This window comes from Marinobacter sp. C7, from assembly GCF_022343555.1.
Classification (GTDB): Bacteria; Pseudomonadota; Gammaproteobacteria; order Pseudomonadales; family Oleiphilaceae; genus Marinobacter.
This window is the reverse complement of the sequence record NZ_JAKQZH010000001.1, coordinates 1,307,809-1,323,076: the sequence shown is the minus strand read 5'-3', so window position 1 is coordinate 1,323,076 and position 15,268 is coordinate 1,307,809. Positions and strand designations below refer to the sequence as shown.

Sequence of the window (15,268 nt, the reverse complement as noted above, 5' to 3'; positions counted from 1 at the left end):
CCGCCAGGCATGATGCCGTAAAGCGGGACATTCCAACTGATGAGGGTCCATATCGTGTTAGAAGCCTATCGTGAACACGTTGCCGAACGTGAAGCCCTGGGTATCCCCCCCAAGCCCCTGAACGCCGAGCAGACCGCAGCCCTGGTTGAGCTGCTGAAGAACCCGCCGGCGGGTGAAGAGGAAACCCTGGTATACCTGCTGGAAAACCGCATTCCGCCGGGCGTGGACGAAGCTGCCTACGTCAAGGCCGCCTTCCTGTCCGCCATCGCCAAAGGCGAAGCTACCTCCCCGCTGATCAGCAAGGAATACGCTGTAAAACTGCTGGGCATGATGCAGGGTGGTTACAACATCGAGACTCTGGTTGGACTGCTGGACGACAGTGAACTGGCCGAACTGGCTGGTGAGCAGCTGAAGAAAACCCTGCTGATGTTCGACGCCTTCAACGACGTGAAGGAAAAGATGGACGCCGGCAACGCCGTCGCCAAGTCTGTTGTTGAGTCCTGGGCCAACGCCGAGTGGTTCACCAACAAGAAGAAGGTTCCCGAGAGCACCAAGATGGTGGTGTTCAAGGTTACCGGCGAAACCAACACCGACGACCTGTCCCCGGCTCCGGATGCCTGGTCCCGCCCGGACATCCCGCTCCACGCCCGCGCTGCCTACAAGATGGAACGCGACGGCCTGAAGCCGGAAGAGCCCGGCGTAACTGGCCCGATGAGCCAGATCGACGAAATCAAATCCAAGGGCCTGCCAGTTGCCTTCGTAGGTGACGTGGTCGGTACCGGTTCTTCCCGTAAGTCTGCCACCAACTCTGTTCTGTGGTTCTTCGGTGAAGACATCCCGGGTGTGCCGAACAAGCGTGCCGGCGGTGTCTGCATCGGCAGCAAGGTTGCCCCGATCTTCTTCAACACCATGGAAGACGCCGGCGCTCTGGTATTCGAAGCCCCGGTCGACAACATGAACATGGGCGACGTGATCGAAATCCGCCCGTACGAAGGCAAGATCCTGAACGAAGCCGGTGAAGTAATCTCCGAGTTCAAGTTCAAGTCCGACGTGATCCTGGACGAAGTACAGGCCGGCGGTCGTATCCCGCTGATCATCGGTCGTGGCCTGACCAACAAGGCTCGCCAGGCCCTGGGCATGGGCGCCACTGACATCTTCCGTCTGCCGAAGGATCCGGAAGCCGGCACCAAAGGCTTCACCCTGGCACAAAAGATGGTCGGCAAGGCCTGTGGCCTCGAAGAAGGCAAAGGCGTTCGTCCGAACACCTACTGCGAGCCGCACATGACCACCGTCGGTTCCCAGGACACCACTGGCCCGATGACCCGTGACGAGCTGAAAGACCTGGCCTGTCTGGGCTTCCAGGCCGACCTGGTGATGCAGTCCTTCTGTCACACCGCCGCCTATCCGAAGCCGGTTGACGTTGAAATGCAGCACACCATGCCGGACTTCATCCGCACCCGTGGCGGTGTTTCCCTGCGTCCGGGCGACGGTATCATCCACTCCTGGCTGAACCGCATGCTGCTGCCGGACACCGTGGGTACCGGTGGTGACTCCCACACCCGTTTCCCGATGGGCATCTCCTTCCCGGCCGGTTCCGGTCTGGTAGCCTTCGCTGCTGCCACCGGTGTTATGCCGCTGGATATGCCGGAATCTGTTCTGGTCCGCTTCAAGGGCGAGATGCAGCCGGGTATCACCCTGCGTGACCTGGTACACGCGATCCCGCTGTATGGCATCAAGCAGGGCATGCTGACCGTCGAGAAGAAGGGCAAGATCAACGAATTCTCCGGCCGCATCCTGGAAATCGAAGGTCTGGAGCACCTGACCGTCGAGCAGGCGTTCGAGCTGTCTGACGCCTCTGCCGAGCGCTCCGCGGCCGGTTGTACCATCAACCTGTCCGAAGAGTCCGTGGCCGAGTACCTGCGCTCCAACATCACCATGCTGCGCTGGATGATTGCCGAAGGTTACGGCGACCCGCGTACCCTGGAGCGTCGCGCCCAGCAGATGGAAGAGTGGCTGAAGGATCCGAAGCTGATGCGTGCCGACAAGGACGCAGAATACGCCCACGTGATCGAGATCGATCTGGCCGATATCAAGGAGCCGATCGTCTGCTGCCCGAACGATCCGGACGACGCCAAGTTCCTGTCCGAAGTGGCTGGCGACAAGGTGGACGAAGTGTTCATCGGTTCCTGCATGACCAACATCGGTCACTTCCGTGCCGCTGGCAAGCTGCTGGAGCAGCACAAGGGCGCCCTGAGCACCCGTCTGTGGATGTCTCCGCCCACCAAGATGGACCAGCAGCAGCTGATGGAAGAAGGTTACTTCAACACCTACGGCACCGCCGGTGTTCGCACCGAGATGCCGGGCTGCTCCCTGTGCATGGGTAACCAGGCCCGTGTCGCAGCCAAGTCCACCGTGCTCTCCACCTCCACCCGTAACTTCCCGAACCGCCTGGGCGATGGTGCCAACGTGTACCTGACCTCCGCGGAACTGGCAGCTGTGGGTGCGGTTCTGGGCAAACTCCCGTCTCCGCAGGAGTATATGGAGTACGCCAAGGACCTGAACAGCATGTCGAAAGAGATCTACCGTTATCTCAACTTCGACCAGATGGAGGAGTACACCAAGAAAGCGTCCGAGGCCAACGTTGCCTAAGTCGCTTCTGGAGTAACCTCCAACAGAAACGCCAGCCCTCGGGCTGGCGTTTTTTTATGACCCGGCTCAAACGCGCGGTCAGTAGAAGACCAGCCGCATCAGGATTGCCGCCACCATCACCAGCGTCAGCCATTTAACCCACTGGGCACCCCGGCTGCTCAGGTTGACCCTCACTGCGAGGAAGGCTCCCGCAACGTTCCCGATGGCCAGTGTCATCCCCATCCCCCACCGCACCTGATCGTTAATCGCAAAGATCAGCAAAGCCGGCACGATATAGAGCAGTGTGATCGCGACCTTAAGCACGTTCACCTGAGGCAGGTCGATTTTAAGAATCCGATACAGTACCACCAGAAACAGGACCCCCACCCCGACCTGTATAAACCCTCCATAAAGGCCGATCAGGAACATCGCCAGTAAAATGAACGGCCCAAGACGATCGGTCGTCAATGGGCGGGTATCCAACGTCGGCTGCGGTAAAAGCATGAACACGGAGGCACCAACCATGGCCACGACCAGCACCAGTTCAAAAACAGCGTCCGGAACCCACGTGGCGATCCACGCACCCAGTAATGATCCGATGATCGCAGGCACCGCCAGATGCAGACTGACCCTGAGATTGCCATGGCCCATCCGGCGAAAGCCGCTGACCGCGGTCGCGCTCTGGAGGGTAATCGCCACCCGGTTCGTGCCATTGGCAACTTGCGGCGGAAGGCCCAGAAACATCAGAAGGGGCAGGGTCAGCATAGAACCACCGGCCGACATCACATTGATAAAGCCGGCGATACCTCCGATGGCCAGAAGAGCCAGCACTTCCGCAATGGTCATGGACGCAGTTCCATCAGGCTTTCGCCGTGGCCGGAATGATTCCCCGGCCCTGGCGGCTGCTCCAGCCAAACACCAGTACGAAAACCACCAGGCCCGCGGCATCCAGCATCACCTGGCCATGGGGCCACAGCATCAACGCCCCGGTCGGGAACATCACCAGCCGCACAGCCGGGTTCAGCGGATGTTCCAGATACCCCTCCAGGCCCGCAATGATGGCGTAGATGCCAAACAGCGCGAAGCAGAACACCCGGATCATCTCGGAGAAGTCCCCGGTAATCAGCGGCGAATAGGCAAACAGCAAAGGCACGATATACAGGCCCTTGGCCAGCTTCCAGGCGGTAAACCCGGTGCGCATCTGCGGTGTGCCGGCAATGGCTGCGGCCGCAAAGGCCGTCAGGCACACGGGCGGGGTGACGTTGGAATCCTGGGACAGCCAGAAAATGATCATGTGTGCCGCCACCAGGGCCATCGACAGGGTCGCCGGTGACAACGCCTGATCCAGCAACTGGCTGCTGAAGGTATCCGATACCACTGACAGCAGCTCCATGGCAGTTGCCCTGTCCATTGGCGCATTGAGCAGCTCCATCCTGTCCGGCGCCGCCAGCATGAAAATGGCCTTCGCCTGTTCGGGCAGATTGCCGGCCATCACCATCTCGAGAAGCTGGCTCTGGGCAATCAGCTGGTAGATGGCCGGAGCCGACAGCGTCGCCAGGACGATGTACGCCGCAGTCACTGGCAGCCCCATACCGAGGATCAGCGAGGCCAGGGCCACCAGGATAATGGTCACCAGCAGACTGCCGCCGGCCCAGTCGGTAATCATCAGCGAGAAGGTATTCCCGATACCGGTGGTGGAGACCACCATCACGATCAGGCCAACGGTGATCAGAAGGATCGCGGTGGTCATGATATTGCGCGCGCCCATGGCCAAAGCGTCCAGAATATCCCGGAAACCCATGGGGTGCTTCGACAACCACGAGGCCACAATCACCGAAAGAATGGCGATACCCGCCGCATAGGTCGGGGTGAAGCCATAGATCAGTGCTGCCACCAGAACCACCAGTGGCAGCAGGAAGTGCCAGCCGTCCCTGAGTACCTCGGCGAGGCGCGGGGCCTCATCGTCCCCGAGCTTGACCGCATGGCTGCGCTTGGCCTCGATACGCACGAACATCGCCACGGACAGGAAATACAGCAACGCCGGCAATGCCGCTACGCCGATGATGGTCAGGTAGGACACCTGGGTGTACGAGGCCATGATGAAGGCCCCCGCCCCCATGACCGGTGGCATCAGCTGCCCGCCGGTGGAAGCTGCCGCCTCGACCCCGGCCGAGAACCGGGCCGGAAAGCCGGATTTGCGCATCAACGGGATGGTAATAACACCGGTGGAAACCGTGTTGGCCACACTGGAGCCGGAAACCGACCCCATCAGGCCCGACGAGAACACCGCCACGAAGCCCGGCCCACCAACAAAGCGCCCGGCCGCACAACGGGCCAGCTCGATGATGAAATCCCCTGCCCCGGACTTCACCAGGAACGCCCCGAACAGGATAAACATGAACACGTAGGTCCAGGAGATACGGGCAATGGAACCGAGCATGCCCTGGCCGCCGATGTAGGAGCGGAACAGTACCGTCTCCCAGGTCAGACCCGGGAAATTGAAAATGCCGTCAACGTATTGGCCCCACCAGGCCACGTAGGTCAGCGCCACGATGCAGAGTAAAGGAATGAACCAGCCCACCGTCCGGCGTGCGAACTCCAGAACCAGCACGACCGCTGTGATCGAAACCAGCCAATCCGTGGTGTTGAAGTTGACGCCACGCTCGTACAGCGCCGTCTCGAAGGCAATCAGGTAGAACGCACAGGTGAGCGCAAGGAGACCGAGAATAACGTCTATCCCGAGCACAAACCGTTGGCCGGTCGCGGATCGGGCCCGGACCATCGGCGTGGTCAGGGTACAGATCAACCCGAACAGTCCGAAGTGCAAGGCCGAGGACCACAACTCGGACAAAGTGGAGATGGTATTGAAATAGAGGTGTGTCAGCGAGGTCAGTATCGCCAGGCCAAAAATCACCGGCCCCAGGAGCCGGTGATCGAGGCGTTCGCTGGCCCCACTGACACTTTCATCCCGGATCCCTTCGAGGGACCCGTCCTTTTCCGTATCAGCCACGGTTACTTCGCGATCAGACGGTCAGGAATGGTCAGCCCCTGCTCCTGGTAGAAGCGGGCGGCGCCCGGATGCAGTGGCATGGGCAAACCGGCAATCGCCTTTTCCAACGCCATGGCCTTGGTTGCAGGATGGATGTTGTTCAGGAACGGCAGGTTCGCATAGATGGTTTTGGTGATCTCGTACACATCCTCCTCGGAAACATCGGCACGGACAGCCAGAATGTTTGGCTGGGCAATGGTGTTAATGTCCTCCTCCTGGTTCGGATAGGTCCCGGCGGGAATGTTGTACGAGCTCCAGAGCTCGAAATCGCTGTTAACCTGGGCCAACTGCTCTTCCGTGAAGCTCAGCGTGGTAATCTCATCACCCAGGTTGGCATAGGCACGGGTAACCGCAGAAGCAGGAACGCCAGCCGGGATGTTCATACCGTCAATATTGCCGTTCTGCAGAGCATCGGCACTGGGGCCATAGCCCAGATACGCCAGATCCATCTTTTCCAGGTCGATCTCGAGATTGCCCAGGATAAAACGCCCCGAGCCCTCGGTGCCGGAATTGCGGGCTCCGATCGAGAAGCTTTCCCCGTAAAGATTGGTCATATCCGAAATGGTGCCGGTCTCGGCCAGTTCCTTCTGTACGACGAAATGCTCGACGTTCTGCCAGAGCATGGAGACCGAACGCAGGTTCTTGTAAGCCTTGGGCACCGGACCGGTACCGTTCCAGGCATAGGCGCCATAGAGCCCCTGCAGAATTCCGAACTGGATCTGCCCCTCATCCATCAGCTTCAGGTTTTCGCCGGAACCTGCGGAGCTGATGGCAGACACCGAAATGCCGGTTTTCGGCTCGAGCTTGACCTTGATAAGGGTGGAAATAGCCACACCCACGGGATAATAGGTTCCACCGGTGGTGGCCGTGCCCATCACATAATTACCCTCTGCGTGGACGCTGACCGGGGAAAAGGACACCGCTGCGGCGGCGGCCAGTCCCATGGCGGATTTCAGGAAGTTTCGCTTGTTCATGAACGGTTGCCCCTTTTCGTTATTTTACGGGTTTGCTCGACTTCAACCTACTCAACATAGTCGCTGGATCACCCCGTTTCCACCCGGAGAGTAAACATAACTTTCTGTTACGGCACAAAAAAAGCCCCCGACACAGGTGCCGGGGGCTTTGCATGTCCGGGATCATGTCCCGGTCACGGATCTTGCCTTACGGCAGGTTGTGATACCGCGCCTTGATGGCCTTATCGAAGCCGGCCAGGATGTCCGCGTGCGGCTTGTCGCCCATCTTGGACACCAGCACGATGGCAATGGTGGCGAAGATGAAGCCCGGAATGATCTCGTAGAGATCCAGGATTCCACCGGACATGTTGCCCCAGACCACAACAGTCACACCACCGACGACGATACCGGCAATGGCACCCGCCTTGGTCATTTCACGCCAGAACAGGGACAGGATCAGGGCCGGGCCGAAGGCGGCACCGAAGCCTGCCCAGGCATAGGACACCAGTTCCAGTACCTTGCTATCCGGGTTCAGGCCCAGGATACAGGCGACAATCGCGATACCAACCACGGCAAAACGGCCCACCCAGACCAGCTCGGCCTGAGACGCGTCCGTGCGGAACAGCGCCTTGTAGAAGTCCTCGGCGAGCGCAGAGGAGGATACCAGCAGCTGGGAGTCAGCCGTACTCATGATGGCCGCCAGGATAGCCGCCAGCAGGATACCCGCAATCACCGGATGGAACAGCGCATCCACCAGCAGCATGAAGGCACGTTCACCGTCTTCCAGCGGAGTGTCGAAGTAGCCGATGGCCGCGAAGCCAACCAGCAGGGCGCCCAGCAGGCCCAGGCCACTCCAGATCACGGCGATACGGCGAGCTGTCGGCACATCGTCTTCGCTGCGGATGGCCTTGAAACGTGCCAGGATGTGCGGCTGACCGAAGTAACCGAGACCCCAACCCAGCAGGGACAGGATAGCCAGGATGCCGAGGGACTCACCGTCTGTGCCCGTGAAGGCACTCAACAGCTCCGGGTTCTTGGCGGACATGGCTGCAGTAGTCGCGTCCCAGCCACCGGCCAGGTTCAGGGCCATGATCGGTACCAACAGCAACGCTGCAAACATCAGCAGGCCCTGCACGACATCGGTCCAGGAAACCGCCAGGAAGCCGCCGAAGAACGTGTAGGAAACCACCGCAATGGTGCCCACCACGACCGCAACGGTGTAATCCAGGCCGAACACGGTTTCAAACAGCTTGCCGCCCGCGACCAGGCCGGAGCTGGTGTAGAACAGGAAGAACAGCAGGATAAAGAACGCACACACGACCCGGAGGATCCGGCTGGTGTCGTTGAACCGGTTCTCGAAGAACGACGGCAGCGTTAGTGAGTCACCGGCAGAGAGCGAGTAGGTGCGCAGGCGACTGGCGACGAACAGCCAGTTCAGCCAGGTACCGACCAGCAGGCCGACGGCAATCCAGATGGCCTCGAAACCCGCGGCGTAGGCATAGCCGGGCAGACCCAGCAGCAACCAGCCACTCATATCCGAGGCACCAGCACTTAGTGCAGAAGGCAGCGGGCCGAGCGAACGGCCGCCGAGAATGTAATCAGAAAGGTTGGAAGTACGCTTCCAGGCCACATAACCAATGCCCAGCATCAGCAGGATGTAGGCGATAAAGGTTATCGTGACCCCTACGTTGTTTCCTATCATTTCGGTTTTCTCCCCGTGCGCTTTTTTGGGTTACTTGTTGTTGACTTGCAACGGCTCTCCTTCTGCACCCTGAGTCCAGGATGAGAGGGACAACCCTGATCCGGGAACGTCACCGCCCGAATTCAGTAAGACATCCGTGTCTTCTGTCTTTTTGATCCTTAAACCTTTTCAATACCCAGCGACAGCAACGAGGCATTCCCCCCGACCGCCGTGGTATTGACCGTCCTTGTGCGCTCTGTTGCAAAGCGCTGCAGGTAATGAGGCCCCCCCGCCTTGGGTCCGGTCCCCGAAAGGCCCTGCCCCCCGAAGGGCTGAACCCCCACCACTGCTCCGATCTGATCGCGGTTGACGTAGGTATTCCCCACTTTCACCCGCTGTTCGATGTACGCGGCGGTAGACTCGCTCCGGCTATGGATGCCCAGCGTCAGTCCGTAACCGCTTTCATTGATTTCACCGATAACCTCATCAAGCCGCTCTGCTTCATAACGTACTACATGAAGAATCGGCCCAAAGTGCTCGTCTTTCAAATATTTTATGCTTTCGATGCCATACGCGGATGGCGCAACGAAGTTTCCCGAACGGCAGACCGAAGGCAAAGGCGACCGGGCAATCAGGCGTGCGGTCCGGTCCAGTTCACCGATATGTGCCTCCAGTGACCGCTTCGCTTCGGCATCAATCACCGGGCCGACATCGGTGCTGTGCAACGCCGGGTTGCCAACGGATAGCTGCTTCATTGCCCCGGCCAGCATGGATTCCATACGATCCGCCACGTCGTTCTGCAAATACAGCACCCGCAGCGCCGAGCAGCGCTGGCCTGCGCTGGCAAAGGCAGACTGCAGAACATCACGCACAACCTGCTCAGGCAGTGCGCTACTGTCCACGATCATGGCGTTCTGACCGCCCGTTTCGGCAATCAGCGGTACGATTGCTCCATCCCGCTGGGCAAGTGTGCGATTCAGCAGGTGGGCAACCTGTGTAGATCCGGTGAAGGCAATGCCGGCAATCCTGGGGTCCGGGGTCAGGACGCCGCCAAGTTCTTCGCCATCACCGGGTAACAGTTGAACTACATCCGGCGGAAAACCCGCCTCCAGCATCAGCTCCACGGCCCGGCATGCAACCAGGCTGGTCTGCTCTGCGGGCTTTGCAATTACCGTGTTGCCGGCTACCAGGGCGGCCATGATCTGGCCGGTGAAAATGGCCAGTGGAAAATTCCAGGGACTGATGCAAAGGAACACGCCCCGACCTTCCATATACAGTTCATTGCTCTCACCGGTCGGGCCGGGCATGGCAATCGGCTTACCAAAGCGGGCACGGCCCTGGATCGCATAATATCGACAGAAATCCACCGCCTCGCGGACCTCGTCGATACCATCCTGAATCGTTTTACCCGCCTCGCGACAGCAGATGGCCACCAGTTCTTCCATGTTCTGTTCGAGCAGGTCCGCATATCTTTCGAGATACCCTGCCCGCTCGCTAACCGATCGCATGCACCAGCCACTGAAACCGGCTTCAGCCACTGCCAGCGCCTCCGCGGCTTGCTCCTTGCTCGCCCACACGACCGATCCGGGACTACTGGCAGAGTCTTGGGGTGAGCGTACCTCTTTGCCTTCCCCCTCCAGAACACGCCTACCATTGATCACAGGTCCGGCATGCCAGTTTGACCCGGCCCAACCGTCCAGACGGCTCAACAGTGGCTCCAGGTGGGCTTCCACACTGGTATTGAGGCCACGGGAATTGATCCGTTCCTCTCCATATATGCGGCCGGGAACGGGAATCCGGTCATTTGCCAGGGCAGCATACTTCTGCAGCTCCTGGACCGGGTTCAGAACCAGGTCCTCCACCGGTGTCCTGGCATCCACCAGCCGGTGGACGAAGGACGAATTTGCACCGTTTTCAAGGAGACGGCGCACCAGATAAGGCAGGAGATCCTTGTGCGCCCCCACCGGCGCATAGATGCGCACCGGAATGTCGTGCTCCCGAAGTATGCTGTTGTACAGGGCATCGCCCATGCCATGCAGGCGCTGGAATTCAAACTCCCGGCCCTTGTCACGGGCCATGGCCAGAGCCGAGGCCACAGTGTGCGCATTATGGCTCGCCAGCTGCGGATAAAGCGCGCCACGGGTATAGTCACTGAGCAGATAGCGCAGGCAGGCCAGATAGGAGGTGTCCGTCGCCTCCTTCCGGGTAAAGACCGGATAACCTTCCAGCCCCCGCTGTTGGCAGATCTTGATCTCGGTATCCCAATAGGCACCTTTGACGAGGCGGATGGGGATCTCGTCGCCCTGCTCTTTCGCCAGTTTCGTCAGCCAGCACAAGGCCGGCAGCGCACGCTTGGAATAGGCCTGTATGACCATGCCAAATCCGCCCCAGCCCTTGACCACTTCGGTGCAATACACTTTCTCGAACAGCTTGAGGGACAGCTCGAGGCGGTCCATCTCCTCGGCATCAATGGTAATCGCCACGTTATTCCGGCGGGCAACACCGATCAGGTCCCGTACGGTCCCGAACAACTCCTCCAGCACCCGGTGTTCCTGAGCGGCTTCGTAGCGGGGATGCAAGGCGGACAGTTTGATTGAGATAGACGGGCGCGGCGCCCCACTGCCGGGCTGGGGGTCACTGCCAACGGCTTCAATCGCGCCAAGATAATCCTTGAGATACCGGCCGGCGTCCTCTTCCGTCAACGCCGCTTCACCGAGCATATCAAAGGAGTAGGTATAGCCCAGCTGACGGTACTCACGGGCATTCCTCAGCGCTTCGTCAATATCCCGGCCGAGCACGAACTGTTTGCCCATAATCGCCATGGCCTTGTACATGGCACTGCGGATAACCGGCTCACCGCTGCGCTTTACCAGGCGCTTCCAGATATTGGAGGGAGAGCCGTCAAGGCGCTTGTCCATCCGGACCACCCGCCCGGTCAGCAACAAGCCCCAGGTCGAGGCATTCACCAGAGTGGACTCGCTGCGGCCTACGTAGCGGTTCCAGTCCGCAGCAGACATCTTGTCCTCGATAAGCGCATCCGCCGTATGCTTGTCCGGGATGCGCATCAGCGCCTCCGCCAGACACATCAGCAGGATCCCCTCTTCGGTGTCGAGGCTGTATTGCTGGAGCAGCGCATCCACCATATGGACCGAATCGTCCTGTTCGCGGACTTTCCGGATCAGGTCGGTCGCAGTCCCGGTCACGGCTCTGTGTTCGGCGGTATCGCTCTGGGCGAGGGGAATCAGCTCTTCAAGGTAGGCAGACTCATCAACGGCATAGTTGGCCGTAAGGGCATGCCAGAAAAACGTTCTCGGCTGCTCCTGAAAGACCGGCTCTAATACCCTGCTCGCTTGAAACATCTGAGCGCCCCTGAAAGAAACCGGTAGTCAAACCGGCCGACTGGTTATCCTTGTTATGAAGATTCCGCTGCGTCCTGACGGCAGTTCATTGAGGGTATAAGTTAGTATTACTACGGATCTACGGCTTACAAAATCCTACGATTCTTTTGTAAAAACGTCCTGAATCCACAATTTTGTGCAAACTTCAGGCAACTTTTTCGCCAAACCGAAGCTTTGAGGGCGTTGTGCCCTTGTGTTTGCGCAACGCGTTGGTGAGGGCGCTCTGGGAGGAGAAGCCGGTCCGGTAACTGACCTCGGATACGGAAAGAGAAGTGGAAACCAGAAGCTGGACGGCCTGGTCAATGCGCGTTTGCAGCAGGAACTGATGGGGGGTGATGCCTGTGACCTCCCGGAACATCTCATGGAACCGGCTGACACTGAGGCACGCCACCCCGGCAAGGTCTTCCACCCGGATCTTGCGGTGAAGGTTTTCCATGATGTAGCGGCGGATGACGTCGGGACTGATGGTGTTCCGGTTGGAAATCACCGTGCGGGACTCGGTCAGTCTCTCTGCCATGCAATGGAGAATGCTGGCCGCCAGATGACGCTTCATGCCATCGTTATCCGGGGCCCGGTCGAACTCCCCGGCCACAAACTGCACAAGCCCCTGAAGCCGGTTATCCATCTCCAGGGTTCGCGGCCGCTCGAACAGGGGCGCCAGCCGCTCATAGTCCCGGTGAGCTGGCGTATTGAGGACCGGTATGTAAGGGTCCAGGTTGATGACCAGGACATGGTTCTGGTTGTCGCCGCAGTAATCATGCCGGGCCTCGGTGGGAACCAGGCAGGCTTTCCAGGTATCCAGGTGGGAGCCGGTGCCATCAACGCTAAGATCAGCCTCACCCCGTACCCCGACAACCACCTGATGGTGCTCATGACGGTGCTGGTGTGATGCAATGGGCAGCTTTAACAGGCGAGCGTCAAGCATGATGACAACCGGTTCTAACTGAGAATATCACTCAATTAAAGCAGATCCGGGCAGAAAGTGCACGAACTGGCCAGTTTGAGGACACAACGCTCCGGGTGGATTGATTCAGTGCGACGCGTTCACCAGGCCCCGGATGAATCCGGTAACCTGCTCACTGACCTCGGCCAGCGGCGCCGAGGCATCGATCAGGTGATAACGCTCCGGTGAGTCTCCGGCCCGCTCGAGATAAGTGGTGCGGATGCGCTCGAAAAACGCCACCGTTTCCTGCTCGAAACGGTCCAGATCACCCCGGTGACGCGCCCGGGCCATTCCGATCTCCACCGGCGCATCCAGAACGATGACGTGATCGGGCCGAATATCACCCTGAACAAGGCTCTCCAATTGGGCAATACGCTCTTTGGCAACTCCACGGCCACCGCCCTGGTATGCAAATGTCGCATCGGTAAAGCGATCGCACAGAACCCACTGCCCCTTCTCCAGGGCTGGCAGGATTCGCGTATGCAGGTGCTGGGCACGGGCCGCGAACATCAGGAGAAGTTCCGTGAGTTCATGAACCGGTTCATCGCGGGGCGCCAGCAACAACTCCCGAATGGACTCGGCCATAGGCGTTCCGCCAGGCTCCCGGGTGACGATGACCTCAACACCCGCAGTGCGCAGCGCCTCTGCAGCTTTGTTCAACTGGGTTGATTTACCAACCCCCTCGGTGCCTTCGAACGTTATGAACTGACCCCGCTTCACTGCGCCTGCTCCTGACTGGGGTCGCCACTATTGTCCGGTGGTGGCGACGAACGGTAGTCGTCACGGCGGTTTAGCTGGAATTCCCGAACCGCCTTCTGGTGCTCCGCGAGTGTACGTGAAAACTTGTGGGTACCGTCTCCCCTGGCGACGAAATACAGCGAATCCCCGTCGTTCGGATGCAGGGCTGCGTGAATTGCTTCCTGGCCCGGCAGGGCGATGGGGGTCGGCGGCAATCCGTCGATCCGGTAGGTGTTGTACGGCGTGTGAGTACGCAGATCCTTACTGCCAATCCGGCCCTGGTACCGGTCGCCCATTCCGTAGATCACGGTGGGATCTGTCTGCAGTCGCATGCCTTTCTGAAGCCGACGGACAAACACCCCCGCAACTTCGTCACGCTCATGGGGTACGCCGGTTTCACGCTCGACAATCGAGGCCATGATCAGCGCCTCATAGGGAGTATCGTAAGGCAGGCCTTCTTCACGGTTTTCCCACTCCTCGGCCAGGACGTCTTCCATCCGGGCGAAGGCACGCTTCAGGAGGTCCAGATCCGACTCACTGCTGGCGAAAAGGTAGGTGTCCGGAAAGAAGCGCCCTTCGGGGTGTTCTCCCTCGGCCCCCAGCGCGGCCATGATTTCCTCGTCGCTCCAGTCCGCGGTTTCCTGACGGAGCCTTTCGGCCCGGGCCAATGCCGCCCGCATATCCTTGAAAGTCCAACCCTCGATGAACTGGATACTCCAATGTTTGATGTCGCCGGCTACCATGGCGTTCACCATGTCCCGCGCCGACATCCCGTCGGTAAATTCATACTCACCGGCCTTGATTCGCGCCTGCGCCGGATTCAGTCGGCCATGGAGCTTCAGCCAGAGGCTTTTCTCAACCAGGCCCTCGGCTTCCAGCTTTTGCGCAACCCGGCTAAAGGCAGCTCCCGAGGGCACCTTGAACAGCACCGGTTCGTCCAGACTGACCGGCTCCTCAAGGGTTTTCAGCCCCTGCCAGACCCACAAGCCGGTGCCAGCTGCGGCCAACACCGTAAGAGATACGCAAATAATCAGTAACTTCTTGAGCAAAAGACTTATTCCAGTGTTTCGAGAGGATCGCAGATTGTCGCAAGTCCCTTGTCGACAGGCAAATCCCGACCATCCAGATTGCGAACCGCGACCACTCCCAGAACGCTGTTCAGAAGATAAAAACCACGAATGTTGGGCGACTCGATGTCCTGACGTATCAAAGGACGCTCAACAACCGTCTCGCCGAGCGAGCGAAGGCGGTCCATTACCCATTGCCTCATGACGCCAGCGACAGCAAGCGAGTCCCGGGGGGGCGTCACCCAGCCCTGGCCGGTATTCAGCAGCAGATTGGTGCGGGTTCCTTCCACCAGATGACCGTCCCTGTCTGACTGCAGGACTTCGAAGACATCCCCGGCAAGCTCTCTGGCTGCCATGACCTGCTCAAGCCTGTTCAGTGACTTGATGCCGGCAAATACCGGATTGACGGTCAGAGGAATGCGGGAGTAATCAACACGGACCCCCTCGGACGACACCCCGGGCGGGGCTGCATTCGCCGATACCAGCAAGTTCGGCGACATATCCGGATCCGGGTGGTAACCACGTCCTCCCGCTCCCCGGGTGACAATCAGCTTCAGAACCCAGGCGGTTCCGGGCCGGGACCGGCCATAATGACTTGCCGCCCGGGCGTAGACATGCTTGATATCGGCATCCGTGACCGCTATACCCAGCTTTTCCGCATCCCTGACCAACCGCTCAAGGTGCTGAGCCACCAGCGTCCCGCGCGCACCCTGCATGAGAATAGTCTCAAACAACCCATCTCCGTAGGCCAGGCCACGATCATTGGCAGGCAGGCCGCCTTCTTCCGCCCAGAACACCTGCACCATGGCCG

At 59.6% G+C, this 15,268-nt stretch carries 10 protein-coding genes; 1 reads left to right on the top strand and 9 read right to left on the bottom strand.

Going from position 1 to position 15,268, the window contains the following annotated elements; translation table 11 throughout:
• Positions 1-54: 54 nt before the first annotated feature.
• On the top strand, positions 55-2,649 hold the full coding sequence (acnB, locus tag MD273_RS06060; RefSeq protein WP_239036856.1) for a bifunctional aconitate hydratase 2/2-methylisocitrate dehydratase: 2,595 nt from the start codon (positions 55-57) through the stop codon (positions 2,647-2,649).
• Between the two features lie 78 nt (positions 2,650-2,727).
• Here acnB and MD273_RS06055 read toward each other — a convergent pair whose 3' ends face one another.
• The 9 genes from MD273_RS06055 to MD273_RS06015 all read right to left on the bottom strand — a co-directional run bounded on the left by MD273_RS06055 (position 2,728) and on the right by MD273_RS06015 (position 15,263).
• Positions 2,728-3,474, bottom strand: a complete 747-nt coding sequence (locus MD273_RS06055) for a sulfite exporter TauE/SafE family protein (protein ID WP_239036855.1) — start codon at positions 3,472-3,474, stop codon at positions 2,728-2,730.
• 13 nt (positions 3,475-3,487) lie between these two features.
• Positions 3,488-5,638 carry a TRAP transporter permease gene (locus MD273_RS06050; protein WP_239036854.1) on the bottom strand — a complete coding sequence of 717 codons (2,151 nt, stop codon included), beginning with the start codon at positions 5,636-5,638 and terminating at the stop codon, positions 3,488-3,490.
• Between the two features lie 2 nt (positions 5,639-5,640).
• Positions 5,641-6,651, bottom strand: a complete 1,011-nt coding sequence (locus MD273_RS06045) for a TAXI family TRAP transporter solute-binding subunit (RefSeq protein WP_239036853.1) — start codon at positions 6,649-6,651, stop codon at positions 5,641-5,643.
• A gap of 187 nt (positions 6,652-6,838) precedes the next feature.
• Positions 6,839-8,329, bottom strand: coding sequence for a sodium/proline symporter PutP (gene putP / locus MD273_RS06040; protein ID WP_502846047.1), 1,491 nt, complete (start codon positions 8,327-8,329; stop codon positions 6,839-6,841).
• 161 nt (positions 8,330-8,490) lie between these two features.
• Positions 8,491-11,670 carry a bifunctional proline dehydrogenase/L-glutamate gamma-semialdehyde dehydrogenase PutA gene (putA, locus tag MD273_RS06035; protein ID WP_239036851.1) on the bottom strand — a complete coding sequence of 1,060 codons (3,180 nt, stop codon included), beginning with the start codon at positions 11,668-11,670 and terminating at the stop codon, positions 8,491-8,493.
• Between the two features lie 184 nt (positions 11,671-11,854).
• On the bottom strand, positions 11,855-12,634 hold the full coding sequence (locus MD273_RS06030; protein WP_239036850.1) for an AraC family transcriptional regulator: 780 nt from the start codon (positions 12,632-12,634) through the stop codon (positions 11,855-11,857).
• Positions 12,635-12,739: 105 nt separating this feature from the next.
• Complete coding sequence (tmk, locus tag MD273_RS06025) at positions 12,740-13,372, bottom strand: dTMP kinase (RefSeq protein ID WP_239036849.1); 633 nt, start codon at positions 13,370-13,372, stop codon at positions 12,740-12,742.
• Positions 13,369-14,439 (bottom strand): endolytic transglycosylase MltG, encoded by a 1,071-nt coding sequence (gene mltG / locus MD273_RS06020; protein ID WP_239036848.1) that lies wholly within the window; start codon positions 14,437-14,439, stop codon positions 13,369-13,371. Before mltG ends, tmk begins: the two co-directional genes overlap by 4 nt.
• Positions 14,440-14,444: 5 nt before the next feature.
• The gene (locus tag MD273_RS06015; protein WP_239036847.1) at positions 14,445-15,263 is read right to left on the bottom strand and encodes an aminotransferase class IV; all 819 of its coding nucleotides are present in this window, start codon (positions 15,261-15,263) and stop codon (positions 14,445-14,447) included.
• Positions 15,264-15,268: the final 5 nt, after the last annotated feature.